Genomic DNA, 13,214 nt, shown 5'->3' with positions numbered 1-13,214 from the left:
TCTTTTCGCCTTACATACAAACTGCGGCAAGCACCTTTTGAATATCATAAATGCTTTCATCTTTTTTAAACTGCTTTGAGACGGCGGGAAGTTCCGCGCCAGAGATCCAAATTTTCAGCTCTGAATCAAGATCAAAGCGGCCGGCGGTTTCCACGCTGAATCTGGAAATGCTTTTGTACGGAATCGATTGATATTCCGTTTTCTTGCCTGTGATTCCCTGTTTATCCACAAGGATAAGCCGCTTGTCAGTAAAGACAATCAAATCGCGAACCAGCTTAAACGCAGCTTCAACCTTCTCACCCTCCAGCAAAATATGGGCAAGCTCTTCTTTCACAGCAGCCGTTGACAGTGTTGACGCATTGCCGAGTAATCCATCAATAAACCCCATCATATACCTCCTCTGCGTATTCTATCAAATCATACTATAAAAAAGGTTTTCATTCATAGATGAGTAGAGTAAACTGGTGCTGACTGGTAAAGGGGGCGTTCAAAATGGAAGATATGTATGACAGCTTTGCAGCCCTTTCTGCTTCTGAGTCGGAGTACCGGATTATTTATGAGGAGAAAAACGGAAGTGAGCTTATTGTCCTCGGTCCTCACGGCGGCAGAATTGAGCCTGGCGTCAGTGAACTGGTGCGGGCATTTTCGGATCGATGTTCCATCTATTTGTTTGAGGGTCTAAAGCAGCGAAACAACCGTTCCTTGCATCTCACTAGCATTCGTTTTGATGAGCCGCTGGCTTTAGAAAAAGTGAATGACCACCATTACGCATTAGCGTTTCACGGGTATTATGATCCGAAAATCCCGCATACATTGGTCGGGGGGGCGGATCGTAAAAAAGCCAAGCTCATTTGTGAGCGTCTGAATGAAGCGGGTTTTAGCGCCGAGCTCACTAATGAGAAAGACCGCCTGGCAGGTGTACACCCAAACAATATTGTCAATCGGACGAAAAGAGAAATGGGACTGCAATTGGAGGTAAGCACGGCACAGCGAAACACGCTATTCCGCAATTTTGGGTGCCGTGATAAAAGCTACATACAAAACGATTTGTTTGATCGATATGTGGAAGCCGTCAAGCTTGGCTTTTATAAATAAAACTAGACGGGACCTGCACGGTCGGCCTATTCCTTCATACGCTGGGGTTGTGCGAAAGTGTAGGAGGAATGATTCATGTTTTATCATATAAAAGAGCTTCAATATCAAGCAAAGCCAGCTCATCCCGATCCGGTTTATGCGAAAAAACTTCAAGAGGTGCTCGGCGGCCAATTCGGTGAAATTAGCGTCATGATGCAGTATTTGTTTCAAGGGTTTAACTGCAGGGCGGATGCTAAGTATAAAGATTTGTTATATGATGTGGGGACCGAAGAGATTGGGCACGTAGAAATGCTGGCAACGATGATTTCCAGACTTCTGGACAATGCACCCGCGGATGTACAGGAGGATGCTTATAAAAGCAATCCCGCTATTGCAGCAGTCATGTCAGGGATGAATCCTCAGCACGCGATTGTGTCCGGATTGGGGGCGATGGCATCAGATAGTGAGGGCTATCCGTGGAATGCAAAATACATTATCTCAAGCGGAAACCTGCTGGCCGATTTTCGCGCTAACTTAAATGCGGAGGCCCAAGGACGCCTTCAGGTGACACGGCTTTATGCCATGACCGATGATCCAGGGGTAAGAGATATGCTGTCATTTTTGATTGCAAGGGATACCTATCATCAAAATATGTGGTATGCAGCCATTAAAGAGCTGGAGGAAAGAGAACGGGATATTGTCGTCCCGACGACGTTTCCGCGTGAGCTCGAAAAGCAGGAAGTCTCCTATGACCTGTTTAACTTTTCCAGGGGAGATGAAAGCTCACAAGGAAGATGGGCACATGGGGAAGCCTTTGACGGCCGGGGTGAATTCAGGTATATCCCGGCTCCGATTGCGTTCGCATCTGCGCCTCATCTTAAACCGGCGCCCATGTGGCTGCATAATACAGTTCCCCCAATGTCGAAATGTTAGGTTCTCTTCTGGGCTGAGGAATATATCCTCAGCCCTTATTTGATCAAATGTTTTTGCCAATATGATATAACGCTTTTTCCTCAGCGACCTGCAAGTGCTGCTGATCGCCTTCCTCGTACGCATGTGGCCGCTTGTGAGATAATAAATAAGCGAGCCGCTTCTGAAATTGAATACCTGCTTTACGCCGTTCAAACATGTCAAGCCTTTTATCAGCAAATTCCTTTGTTACCCGGAATACCGCCGCAATTGTGGCGAGTGCCTGGCTTCTCCATTGCGGCAGTTCCATCTGCAACAGCATAAAGGTTGGCACACAGAAGTGGTACATAAATTGATTTGCCTGGAATTCCTGAAGCTCTCTGAAGAGCTTGTTCATCTGAAAATGATTGCCTGCATGCTTTAACACGTGGCACAGCTCATGGCCAAAATCCTCCCATTGCTCTTCCCGTGACTTTTTTTGGTTCAATACGATACTGTACATGCCGTCGTATTTCACCATCATGCTCCCCATATCCTCAAAATGCACCCAAATATCCAGATCCTTTGCGATTTTCAGCATGTCAATGTGATGAGGAGATGTGATGCCCAGCCGGCCGTATAAATTTTTAACGTATTCCTCCAGATGTGATAAGTAATCGCCCAATTGAATACTCCCTTTCGAACATTTGTTCTGTTTTTAGCGAGAAAGAAAAGCCCGTATAGGACTGGAAAGTAGTGTAGAAATCTTTCCCTTTTCTTTAAAAAATAAACACTTTTTTCTTTATATCGGTCTACTTTTTATATGTTTTAGAGAACAGAGAACGATTTATTTATTTTTCGGTTTGCGGTTTTTCTCTTTTTCTTTTAAATAGTTGATAAATTCGATGGCCTGCTGTTTGCTTTCTGGGGAAAAATCCTGCATATCGCGGTATGCAAGCTGCAGGTCCGGATCTGAGAACACATCGTCATCGGATTTTTTGTCTTTTCCCGTTAATAAGTAATCAGTCGTTACTTGAAAGTAATCAGCCAGCTTTTGGAGTGTGTCGTAATCAGGTTCGCTTCGCCCATTTTCATAGTGGGAATATCGTGCCCGTGACACACCGATGTGTGATGCGATTTCTTCCTGTGTCCTTTTCCCTCTGAGACTCTTCAATCTGCCGCCTATCATACTATGACCTCTCTTTTTTAAACTCCCTAAGTTACTTATGATTATAGATACAATATGTATCAAAATAAAGTTATGATAAAAAAAGTATCAAAAATAACTTGATGATACAGAACGTATCGTTTATACTTGGTAACAGCTGATACAAAATGTATCAAAAAAGATCAGGAGAGTGATCACATGTATCCGATCCAAATCGTTTTTAGTGAAAATCCCATAGATCAGCGCCATCTCGGACAATCCGGCGGCACCATTTCGTTTACCGCATGCGGCCTTCCGGTGTTTCACTTTGAAACGCAGGAACAGTTTCAAGCGTACATGATGTTAAAAGGAGAAGCGGCGTCCAATGAAAAACGATAAAAGCTATCCTTTTCCGACGTATTCAGGGTTATTGAATTCAGAACATTATGACAAAATTGGCCCGGCGCTATGGCTGTTTCTCTGGTTTATCAGCTCAACAACAAAAGAAATCGAAAAAGACGGCATAAGCTGGGGCATCGTACTCGGCCATAAGCCGTTAAAAGCGAGAGAAATGGCGGCAGTCTTCGGCGTAAGTGAAAAAACCGTCAGAAGATGGCTGGAGCTTCTCGAAAAACATGATTACATAAAGGCCGTCCGTGCGCCATACGGACTGATGATTTCGGTAAAGCATTCCAAAAAATTCAGCTTCAGATCGGACAATACTGTACACGGGAGTCTAAAAGAACGGCCATTTTCGCCGCAGACACCGGACACAAACGACCGTACAGATATAGATAAAACAAACAAATATACTGCTGCTGATGATGCAGTGGATCACATTGCGAAGCGGTTTACACAATTACGGTCGGCTCAAGAAGGACGCACCGTGTATCCTTCCTCAAGAGATTATCAAGCCATCGCCCGCATTGTTGCCATCGGCGTTCCTGTCACGCAAACAATCAAATGGCTTGAAGAATGCTTTCAGGCTTTTGAAAACAGGCGGACCGCCGCTTCTGAAACAATCAAGGCTTTTCGCTACTGCTCGAAATTCATTGAAGATCGATTTTTCGCGCAGCAAGCCAAAAAGAATGCCGCAATTCAGCATGAGAGGATGAAAAAACATGACAAAACGAACAATCGAACAGATTTTGGACGAGCTGAGAAGAGGGAGACGTCCATTACTGGCGGACAAACCGGCCGAATCAGACGCAAGCAGGTATGATTGCCTGCGCTGCAAGGATCAGGGAGGTTATCTCGTCAGGCAGAATGGCCTGGAAGTCTGGACGATGTGCAGCTGCATGGCAGAACGAAAAGTGAAGCGGCTGCTGGGTGCAAGTGAGATTACCCACGCTTTCAGACAGCTCGGCTTCAAGGAATTCCGCACGGAGGGAAAGCCGCAGGCCATAAAAGACGCATTTGAGTGTACAAAAGAGTATGTTGCCGATTATGAACAAATCAAGGATTGCCGAAAAAACAGCATTGCTCTTTTAGGACAGCCTGGATCAGGGAAAACACACCTTTTGACTGCCGCTGCCAACGAATTAATGAGAACATGCTATGTGCCTGTCATTTATTTTCCGTTCGTGGAAGGCTTTACTGATCTGAAAAATGATTTTGCCCTATTAGAAGCGAAGCTGAACCGGATGAAGCAGGCGGATGTGCTGTTCATTGATGATCTGTTTAAACCGGTTAACGGCAAACCCCGCGCTACAGATTGGCAATTAGAGCAAATGTATTCGGTACTCAATTATCGCTACTTAAATCATAAACCGATTTTGCTTTCGAGCGAGCTGACAATTGAAGCACTTGTACGGGTCGATGAAGCGCTCGGCACGAGAATCTATGAGATGTGCAGTGACTATTTAGTGATTATCAAAGGAGCAGCCTACGAGCTTAACCATAGATTGGAGGGCATCAGATAATGTGTAAGCTTTGTCAAACAAAGAAAGTCATTGTGGAACATACCGGTATTGGAGTCGTTTTTCATCCATGTCCGAACTGCCGGTCCGGCACTGATTTAACGCCTGTCATTCAAAAGCTGGAGCAAATGCTGACAGCGGGAAAAGCGAGGCTGAATATCTATGATTAAACAGCTGACTGCACTAATCGCTTTGCTGTTTCGGGCAAAGCGAACAGAAAAAAACATTGAACAATGGTATAAGGACGACGGGAAGTGAAAGTGTTGGCAAAGACAAAACAGGCAGAGAAAAGCCCTGCGCCGTGGCGTGCTGTCCCGTGCGGGGATACGAAACCGATCTATATTTATTCAGCTTACAGTGAAGAAGAAAAAGAAAGATTCCCATATTCAAATGGACGGCTGATTGCAGCTGTATTTGACCTCAGCTCTTATTCGCAAAAAAGCAATGCCGCTTTGATGGCCGCAGCGCCTGAATTGCTGGAAGCGTCTAAAGCAGCACTTGATTTTCTGAAAGGGAATTCTATTCATTCAAAGGAGCGCATCATTCAGCTATTAGAAAAAGCTGAAGCAAGCGCTGCACCGAAAAGGGGAGGAAATAAAACATGATTCATCCTAAAAAACTGCTGCATATTGATTCCATCACGCTGGAGAGCCAGCTGGAGGACGGGAAAATCCGTGTCATTATTGTGGACGGCATCAAGCAAGAAGCATGGATCACAGAAGCGCCCGAGCATGGAAAAACGCTTGTCGAAACAAGAAAGGGCGATCTTGCCCGAGTGGAATTTGAAATCGGCTACAAATTAAATTAAAGCGAAAACAGAATACGTCCAAGACGGAAAGCCTGCGGACACTGATCAACTGCACAGCATTTGTGCGTTGATTGGTGTCCGTTTTTTATTTGCCAAAAATGAGGAGGATCATAGAATGCAAGACTTACTATTTGAATATAAACGAACGCTCAAACAAACAAGAAACCAATATAAACCGCTCGCTGAGGCAGATGAATCCGTGCTCTCAGCTGAAGAGCTGAAGGATAAAAAAATCATTAGAAATATGATTACTGATCTTGAATATGTAACAGAGTGGCTTGAAAAAGGAAGGCAGCCCGGCATCAGACGGGCGATTGACCGGCGTGATGCCTACCAGCGGCTGATGATCAAGGACCCGAGGATCATCGAATCATTTTCCAGCGCTATGATGTTTGAGCCGGACGGACAGGTATCAGAAGAAGACAGAGAGAGAATTCGAGAAGCATTAGCCCTGTTAACGGACAGAGAAAAGGAAATGTTTTTGCTGCATAAGGTAGAATGTTTTTCTTATGAACGGATCGCCGATCTTCTCGGCGTGAAAAAATCGACAGTGCAAACGACGATCAAACGGGCAATCGTAAAGATGCAAAGACAGCAGGAAGAAATGAATCGATCACTTGCATGAAAGCTTGTCATACGTTTGCCACCTATAAGTGAATAGCATGACACATAAGCGGCTGGCTGATCAGCCGCTTTTATGAATAGACAACCATCTGGAGGTGGCGGTGATGCCGTAGCATGAAAATACAACAGCGCGAACAAGCATTAGCAATCTATCAACAACATCAAGGAAAGATCACAAATCGGGCGATTGCGGACACAATCGGTGTTTCCGCGAAAACAATCGGCATCTGGAAAAAACAAGACAAATGGAAAGAGGCCCTGTTTTCTGCGTCCAAAAACGAACAAAAACAGCGACCTATAAACAACGACGAATTAAATGAACGCCAGCGGCTGTTTTGCCTGTATTACGTCAAAAGCTTCAATGCCACACAGTCAGCAATCAAAGCGGGCTATTCTCCGGACAGCGCTCATGTGACGGGCAGTCGGCTCTTAAAAAACGAAAAGGTCGCTGCTGAAATCAGACGCATAAAAAAAGAAATGGTCAATGAGATGTTTATTGAAGCGATGGATGTGCTGCAAGTTTATATCAAGATCGCGTTTGCGGATATTACGGACTATGTGACCTTTGGAAAAAAAGAGGTCCAGGCTGTCGGGAAATCGGGTCCGCTGTTTGATGAAGATGATAACCCGATTATGAAGGAAATCAGCTTTGTCGATGTCAAAGACTCCGGGCTCGTTGATGGCACCATTGTAACGGAAGCAAAGCTTGGCAAAGAAGGCATTGCCATCAAGCTTGCAGATAAAATGAAGGCACTTGAGAAGCTATCCTTATATTTTGATTTGTTTCCAGATCAATTTAAACAAAAAATTGAAAATGAGAAATTGAAGCTTGCCAAACAAAAAGCGGAGAAAACAGATGACAGCCAAGAGCCGATTGAAATTATGATCAAACGAAAAGAGGGCAAGTCATGATTGTAAAAGAAATCAACCCTCATTTCGAAGATTATGTGTTCAATTGGGAGCAGACGTACCAGTTTCTCGTCGGCGGCTACGGCTCATCCAAAAGCTATCATACCGCATTGAAAATCGTGCTAAAGCTGCTGAAGGAAAAACGGACGGCCCTTGTGATCCGGGAGGTGTTCGATACCCATCGAGATTCGACCTTCGCCTTGTTTCAAGAGGTGATCGAAGAGCTCGGTCTCACAAAGGCTGTGGCATCTCTTTCTTCCCCGCTGCAGCTGCGATTTCACAATGGCAGCCGGATCATGTTCAAAGGAATGGACAATCCGGCAAAATTAAAATCGGTTCATAACATTTCATTAATATGGATTGAAGAGTGCTCAGAGGTGAAATATGAGGGGTTCAAGGAGTTAATCGGACGTCTTCGCCATCCTGAGCTGAAGCTTCATATGATCTGTACCACCAATCCCGTCGGCACCTCCAATTGGACGTATAGGCATTTTTTTCGGGATGAACGCAAGAAACGGTTTGTGCTGGATGACAGCGAACTTTACGAAAAGCGGACGATTGTAAAGGGAGATACGTATTACCATCATTCCACCGCTAACGACAATCTTTTTCTCCCGGAAAGCTATCTGAAACAGCTTGACGGACTCAAAGAGTATGATCCCGACCTGTACCGGATTGCCCGCAAAGGACGATTCGGCGTCAACGGGATCAGGGTGCTGCCGCAGTTCGAGGTACTCCCGCATGATCAAGTGAAAAAATGTATCGCAGCCATCAGCAAGCCAATCTTTCGTACAGGCATGGATTTTGGATTCGAGGAATCCTATAATGCCGTCGTCCGGCTTGCTGTAGATCCTGAAAAAAAATACCTCTACATTTATTGGGAGTATTATCAAAATAAAATGACAGATGATAGGACGGCTGAGGAGCTGCGTGAGTTTATTGAGACACAGGAATTGATCAAAGCCGACTCGGCTGAGCCGAAAAGCATCCAATATTTCCGCCAGCAGGGCTTTCGGATGGTTGGAGCCAGAAAGTTTCCCGGCTCCAGGCTTCAATATACCAAAAAGGTAAAACGGTTCAAAAAAATCTTCTGTTCGGACCGCTGTGAAAATGTCATCTATGAGCTCAAGACACTTACGTATGCCAAAGATAAAAACGGAGCTCTGATTGAGGATGAATTCACAATTGACCCGCATACGCTTTCTGCCATTTGGTATGCGCTTGATGATTATGAGGTTGCTGATATGAAAGAGACAGCACACAAACGAATCCGGCCGAACCGAGAAAGGAGGAGGTCATAAATCATGCACAATCAAACAGTCAGAGCAACTGTATTTAAAGCCAATGCCGCCGCTCCTCAGACAAAGCAAATCTATGAAGATGACTTTTCTGAGCTGTACGGAGAGGACATTATCGCTCCGCCCTACAATATCATCGAGCTCAAAACCATTGCCGAATACTCGACCATTCTTCAGCAATGCATTGATGCGTACAGAGTGAATATTACAGGCTTTGGATTCGATGTTGAGTACACATTTGATGTCAACGCAAGTGATGTCGATCAGGCAAAAAAGAAAAGAGCGGAAAAAGACTGGGCCAGACTCGAAGCCTTTTATAAATGTCTTCACTTTGATGAATCAGCTGAAATGATTTTAGGCTATGCCATCGAAGACAGAGAAAAAACAGGCAACGGATTTATGGAAGTGCTTCGCGACGGGGCGGGAAAACCTGCCGGCATCGAATATTTAGATGTGAAATATATGCGTGTATGCGGAGCTGGCGAGCCTGTTGAGGTCTCATTTATATATGAAGAAAACGGGAAAATGAAAAGGATCAAAAGGCAAAAACGCTTCCGAAAATATGTGCAGATGATCAATGGAAAGAAAGTATTTTTTAAAGAATACGGCGATCCGCGAAAAATGGATATGCGCACAGGTGAATATGTAAACACATTGGCAGAGAAGTATCAAGCAAATGAAGCCATTCACCTCAAAATCGGAAGCGGCGTATACGGTGTACCCCGCTGGATCGGCAATATTGTCAATTTATACGGAGCCCGAAAAGCAGAAGAGCTCAATTTTATGTATTTTAAGCAGGGGCGTCACGTCCCCGCTGCGATTACAGTGGAAAACGGGATGCTGTCTGAAGCTTCTTACCGGGAGCTGCAGGAATACATGAATGATCTTGAAGGCGTGGAAAACGCCCATAAATTTCTCCTGATCGAAGCGGAAGGAATCGCAAAAGAAAAGGATCTCCATGGAGGCGAGGATATTACGCCGGTTTCCGTGGAAATCAAATCCTTGGCGGAAATTCTCCAAAACGACGCCCTGTTTCTTGAATACGATGAAAAAAGCAGAAATAAGCTGCGTTCCGCGTTCCGCCTTCCGCCGCTGTATACAGGCGAGGCCCAGGAATACAACCGGGCGACAGCTGATACTGCTAGAAAAATTACGGAGGAGCAGGTTTTTCAGCCGGAGCGAAAAACGCTCGTGAATAAACTGAATACGCTGCTTTTGCCGGAGCTGAATATCCATGACGTCAGGCTGACATTAAAAGGACCGGACTTTCGTGATCCGCTTGAGATTGCGAAGGTGCTCGGTCCTTTTATTACAGCAGGAGCAGTCTCGCCGAATGATTTACGCGACCTTGCCGGACGGGTGCTTGGCAAAACACTGGAGGAGTGGCCGGAGGACATTTATAAACGGCCTGCAGGACAGGATGCGGAAAAGACGAACCTGACTGCGCTCATGCAGGAGTTGAAAGAAAGCATCGAAGATATCAAAACGTCCTGAAGGGAGGTGAATCAAGCAGGTGGCGCGAGAATTAAGAAATGCCAAAATCAGCTTTGTCAGTTATGTGGACAAGGCGGCTAACCAGACAGAATTTTTCTTTACGAAGTCAGCCAAACCTCCGTCATTTGAAAAAAAGGTTCGGCTGTTTACAAAAAGTGAGCAGGATGAACAAAAGCTCGTGTACGGAATCGTGTATGAGCCTGATGTTCCTGATGCCCACGGCGATTTTATGACCGCCGAGGAAATTGAAAAAGCGGCGCACGGTTTTCTCGCGGAGGCACGGGAGATTGATATCAATCACAGCTTTGAGGGCGGAACCGGCGTCGTGGTCGAGTCCTATGTGGCGCCCGATGATTTTATGATCGGGTCAAAGCGGATTACAAAGGGCTCATGGGTGCTCGTGACAAGAGCGTCTGACGAGGTGTGGGAACAGATTAAGGCTGGAATCATCACCGGCTACAGCATGGCGGGCACTGCAGATGTGTATGAAGAAGAACCGGTCGAAAAAGCAGGGTTCTTCAGTGTATTCAAGCAAATGCTTGCTGACAAAACAGGGAAGGAGACTGAAGAAATGAGAAAAGAAGACATGAGAGAATCATTCGAGCATGCGCTTTACCCTCTGCTCAAACGGCTTGAGCGGATTGAAAAAAACACAGACACGGAGGAAAAGCCGGAGCAGACGGGTGATGACGAGCGTCTGAAAAAGCTCGTTGAAGACATGCTTGCCCCGCTGATCGAACGCATCGAGGCTTTGGAAAAAGCGCGAGGCGCGTCTAAGCAGACAGCGGACGATACGGGCGGCAATACAGAGCAAGTCAAAAAATCAATCTGGAGCGGACTGCTGTAAAACCAGTCAAGGAGGAGGAAATCAATTGAGAAATCAAGAGATCATTCGGAAAGCGGAAATGTCGCTTTCTGCTTTAAAAAGCGGCGGGCTTATGAACCCTGCGCAAGCATCGGCTTTTATCCGCATGGTGCAAAACACGCCGACCATTTTTAGTGAATCCCGCGTGATTCAAATGGAAAATGACTCGCAAAAATTTGAGAAAATCGGCTTCGGCCAGCGTATTCTGCGGGCTGCGCAAGAAGGAAAAGCACTGTCAAACGACGAGCTGACAGTTCCAACGACAAGCACTGTCCAGCTGAACACGAAGGAAGTCATTGCGGAAATTAACATTACGTATGACACACTTGAAAACAATATTGAAAAAGACGGCCTGCAGCAGACAATCATGCAAATTTTAGCAGAGCGCGCAGCAGTTGATATTGAAGAGCTGATCGTTAACGGCGATACAGCATCAGCTGATCCGTATCTGGCACAGCTGGACGGCATCCGCAAACAGGCAGTTTCCCATATCGTTGACATGAACGGTGAAGAACTGTCCAGAGCGACATTCAAGAAAGGCTTAAAGGCAGTTCCGCCAAAATATTTGCGCATCCCTCAGGAATTCAGATTCTATACGTCTCACGGCTTAGAAGTTGAATGGAAGGACCGCGTGGCAGATCGCCAGACAAACCTTGGGGACCAGGCTGTGCAGGGTGGCTTGTCAACAGCATTCGGCGTACCGGTCAAAGGGGTATCCAATATTCAGCCGTACACAGTCGGTGAGGGAGACGCGCAATATGACGCTTCTGACATCATTCTCACACATCCGAAAAATATCATTCTCGGCTTCTCCCGCAATATCCGAATTGAAGTCGACAAAGACATCCGCTCCCGTAAATTCATTATTGTCTTAACGGCCAAGCTGGACAGCAAGTTCGAGGAAGAGGATGCCTGCGCGAAATTAATTAACGTAAAAGAATAATAGAAACGAGGTGGTCAGCTCATGCTCATTGAACCGACTGACGTAGCCTCCTATTCGGTCTATGATCGGGTGAAAAACAGGCCGGAAGAGCTGCTGGCGCAGGATATCATCGAGGCGGAAGCAGAAGCGGCTCTCATCACGGGTCACCGCTTTGAAGACAGCTTGTATGATCCGCTGCCCGGCAAGGTGAAGTTGGCTTTAGTAAAGCTTGCCCAGTATTTTGCGCTTGTCAACAGCGATGAATCTGCCTCATCAAGCTATCAGTCTGAGAAAATGGGGGATTATTCCTACACGGTTTCCGGAGAAGGCGGGATTCAGCGGCCTGAGGTGTATCATTTGCTCGAAGAGTTTATCACGCCGGGCTACGTCCCTGAATCCTCCAGACTGAAGGTGAGATCTTTATGAGCTACAGGCAGATGCTCATTCACCGTTGCGACATTTATCATGAAGCAGCGCAAGCGCCGTCTGCAGGCCGATTTGGGATTCCGGCAGACAGGCTGCAGCCGATGATTTCATATCCGGATACACCCGATGAACAAGATGTCCCTTGTTATTTTACCGAAAAAACGCAGCAGCTGATTCAGGAGAAGCCGGATCAAACTGTATATCATAGCTTTCTCGTCCATTTTCCGTTGTCAGCGGACATCCGCGTGAACGATAAAATCATTTGGGAGAATCATAAATATATACTAAAGCTGCCGAAAAGGATCAGACATCATCATTGGGAGGTCGTCGCAGTCAGGGATGAAAGCCTATGAAAATAGCGGGATTGAAACAGCTGAACACGGCATTAAAAGAAGCGGCTTCAGGCGGTTTTTCCAGACAGGCGTCCCGGTGGCTTGAGGAGTGCGGGCAAGATTTTCTGGAGATCGTCCAATCTGAACTCATCAGCACACAAACGATTGATACAGAAAAACTGCTCAGTTCCTTTGAGAAAGGCGCAGAGGACAATCTCTGGATTGTGCAAAGCGGCGGGCTTTCGCTTGAGGTGGGGACACAGCTTGATTACGCCTCATTTCTTAATGACGGCCATTGGACGTCAAAACAAGATGTGAGATGGGTGCCGGGGCGTTTTCAAGGCTCACGGTTTATTTATGATCCAGCGGCTTCAACGGGAATGGCGCTCAAGAGAAAATGGATACCGGGCACGGGCTACTGGGATCATGCACTGCTTTTATATGAACAGCTGTTTGAAAAATCGCTGGAAAGCAAACTGCGCCAGTGGCTGAAGAAGCTGTAAAGGAG

20 protein-coding genes are annotated in these 13,214 nt (G+C 46.0%); 17 read left to right on the top strand and 3 right to left on the bottom strand.

The annotated features are described in order from the left end of the window. Positions 1-10: 10 nt before the first annotated feature. Complete coding sequence (locus ACZ07B_RS09950; RefSeq protein WP_464877149.1) at positions 11-388, bottom strand: PH domain-containing protein; 378 nt, start codon at positions 386-388, stop codon at positions 11-13. A gap of 104 nt (positions 389-492) precedes the next feature. Between ACZ07B_RS09950 and ACZ07B_RS09945 the strand changes: the two genes are divergently transcribed. Together ACZ07B_RS09945 and ACZ07B_RS09940 are read left to right on the top strand one after the other, a co-directional pair. Continuing rightward, positions 493-1,095 (top strand): poly-gamma-glutamate hydrolase family protein, encoded by a 603-nt coding sequence (locus tag ACZ07B_RS09945; protein WP_464877148.1) that lies wholly within the window; start codon positions 493-495, stop codon positions 1,093-1,095. Positions 1,096-1,170: 75 nt separating this feature from the next. Further along, positions 1,171-2,007 (top strand): manganese catalase, encoded by an 837-nt coding sequence (locus ACZ07B_RS09940; RefSeq protein WP_003245071.1) that lies wholly within the window; start codon positions 1,171-1,173, stop codon positions 2,005-2,007. Positions 2,008-2,050: 43 nt separating this feature from the next. Here the strand turns inward: ACZ07B_RS09940 and ACZ07B_RS09935 are convergent, their stop codons facing one another. Together ACZ07B_RS09935 and xre are read right to left on the bottom strand one after the other, a co-directional pair. Then, positions 2,051-2,647, bottom strand: coding sequence for an ImmA/IrrE family metallo-endopeptidase (locus tag ACZ07B_RS09935; protein ID WP_015715727.1), 597 nt, complete (start codon positions 2,645-2,647; stop codon positions 2,051-2,053). 162 nt (positions 2,648-2,809) lie between these two features. Then, entirely contained in the window at positions 2,810-3,151 is a 342-nt protein-coding gene (xre, locus tag ACZ07B_RS09930; protein WP_017695142.1) for an HTH-type transcriptional regulator Xre, read from the bottom strand. Between the two features lie 177 nt (positions 3,152-3,328). Here xre and ACZ07B_RS09925 point away from each other — a divergent pair, with 177 nt between their 5' ends. The 15 genes from ACZ07B_RS09925 to ACZ07B_RS09855 all read left to right on the top strand — a co-directional run bounded on the left by ACZ07B_RS09925 (position 3,329) and on the right by ACZ07B_RS09855 (position 13,209). After that, a complete protein-coding gene (locus ACZ07B_RS09925) occupies positions 3,329-3,508 on the top strand; it encodes a hypothetical protein (protein ID WP_015715728.1) in 180 nt (59 codons plus the stop codon). After that, positions 3,495-4,331, top strand: a complete 837-nt coding sequence (locus ACZ07B_RS09920) for a phage portal protein (protein WP_464877147.1) — start codon at positions 3,495-3,497, stop codon at positions 4,329-4,331. Before ACZ07B_RS09925 ends, ACZ07B_RS09920 begins: the two co-directional genes overlap by 14 nt. Next, complete coding sequence (locus tag ACZ07B_RS09915; protein WP_322839560.1) at positions 4,231-5,031, top strand: ATP-binding protein; 801 nt, start codon at positions 4,231-4,233, stop codon at positions 5,029-5,031. The genes ACZ07B_RS09920 and ACZ07B_RS09915 overlap by 101 nt, the downstream gene beginning before the upstream one ends. After that, positions 5,031-5,198 carry a hypothetical protein gene (locus ACZ07B_RS09910; protein ID WP_003245588.1) on the top strand — a complete coding sequence of 56 codons (168 nt, stop codon included), beginning with the start codon at positions 5,031-5,033 and terminating at the stop codon, positions 5,196-5,198. The genes ACZ07B_RS09915 and ACZ07B_RS09910 overlap by 1 nt, the downstream gene beginning before the upstream one ends. A gap of 84 nt (positions 5,199-5,282) precedes the next feature. Then, positions 5,283-5,633 carry a phage-like element PBSX protein XkdD gene (xkdD, locus tag ACZ07B_RS09905; RefSeq protein WP_015252286.1) on the top strand — a complete coding sequence of 117 codons (351 nt, stop codon included), beginning with the start codon at positions 5,283-5,285 and terminating at the stop codon, positions 5,631-5,633. Further along, positions 5,630-5,836, top strand: a complete 207-nt coding sequence (gene xtrA / locus ACZ07B_RS09900; RefSeq protein ID WP_071580556.1) for a phage-like element PBSX protein XtrA — start codon at positions 5,630-5,632, stop codon at positions 5,834-5,836. The genes xkdD and xtrA overlap by 4 nt, the downstream gene beginning before the upstream one ends. Positions 5,837-5,951: 115 nt before the next feature. Then, on the top strand, positions 5,952-6,461 hold the full coding sequence (locus ACZ07B_RS09895) for a sigma-70 family RNA polymerase sigma factor (protein ID WP_024572595.1): 510 nt from the start codon (positions 5,952-5,954) through the stop codon (positions 6,459-6,461). Positions 6,462-6,574: 113 nt separating this feature from the next. Continuing rightward, entirely contained in the window at positions 6,575-7,372 is a 798-nt protein-coding gene (gene xtmA, locus ACZ07B_RS09890) for a phage terminase small subunit (RefSeq protein WP_464877146.1), read from the top strand. Next, positions 7,369-8,670 (top strand): PBSX family phage terminase large subunit, encoded by a 1,302-nt coding sequence (locus tag ACZ07B_RS09885; RefSeq protein WP_019712462.1) that lies wholly within the window; start codon positions 7,369-7,371, stop codon positions 8,668-8,670. Before xtmA ends, ACZ07B_RS09885 begins: the two co-directional genes overlap by 4 nt. Before the next feature lie 3 nt (positions 8,671-8,673). Then, positions 8,674-10,161 (top strand): phage portal protein, encoded by a 1,488-nt coding sequence (locus tag ACZ07B_RS09880; RefSeq protein WP_029317667.1) that lies wholly within the window; start codon positions 8,674-8,676, stop codon positions 10,159-10,161. Positions 10,162-10,180: 19 nt separating this feature from the next. After that, a complete protein-coding gene (locus ACZ07B_RS09875) occupies positions 10,181-11,008 on the top strand; it encodes an XkdF-like putative serine protease domain-containing protein (protein WP_076457805.1) in 828 nt (275 codons plus the stop codon). Between the two features lie 25 nt (positions 11,009-11,033). Beyond that, a complete protein-coding gene (locus ACZ07B_RS09870) occupies positions 11,034-11,969 on the top strand; it encodes a phage major capsid protein (protein WP_003232690.1) in 936 nt (311 codons plus the stop codon). Between the two features lie 21 nt (positions 11,970-11,990). Next, on the top strand, positions 11,991-12,374 hold the full coding sequence (gene yqbG, locus ACZ07B_RS09865) for a protein YqbG (protein ID WP_040083372.1): 384 nt from the start codon (positions 11,991-11,993) through the stop codon (positions 12,372-12,374). Then, positions 12,371-12,727, top strand: coding sequence for a YqbH/XkdH family protein (locus tag ACZ07B_RS09860; RefSeq protein WP_327846487.1), 357 nt, complete (start codon positions 12,371-12,373; stop codon positions 12,725-12,727). Before yqbG ends, ACZ07B_RS09860 begins: the two co-directional genes overlap by 4 nt. Then, complete coding sequence (locus ACZ07B_RS09855; RefSeq protein ID WP_003245226.1) at positions 12,724-13,209, top strand: HK97 gp10 family phage protein; 486 nt, start codon at positions 12,724-12,726, stop codon at positions 13,207-13,209. Before ACZ07B_RS09860 ends, ACZ07B_RS09855 begins: the two co-directional genes overlap by 4 nt. Positions 13,210-13,214 lie beyond the last annotated feature (5 nt).

Source organism: Bacillus sp. 9.4, from assembly GCF_055486415.1.
This window is presented reverse-complemented; position numbering and strand designations above follow the sequence as displayed.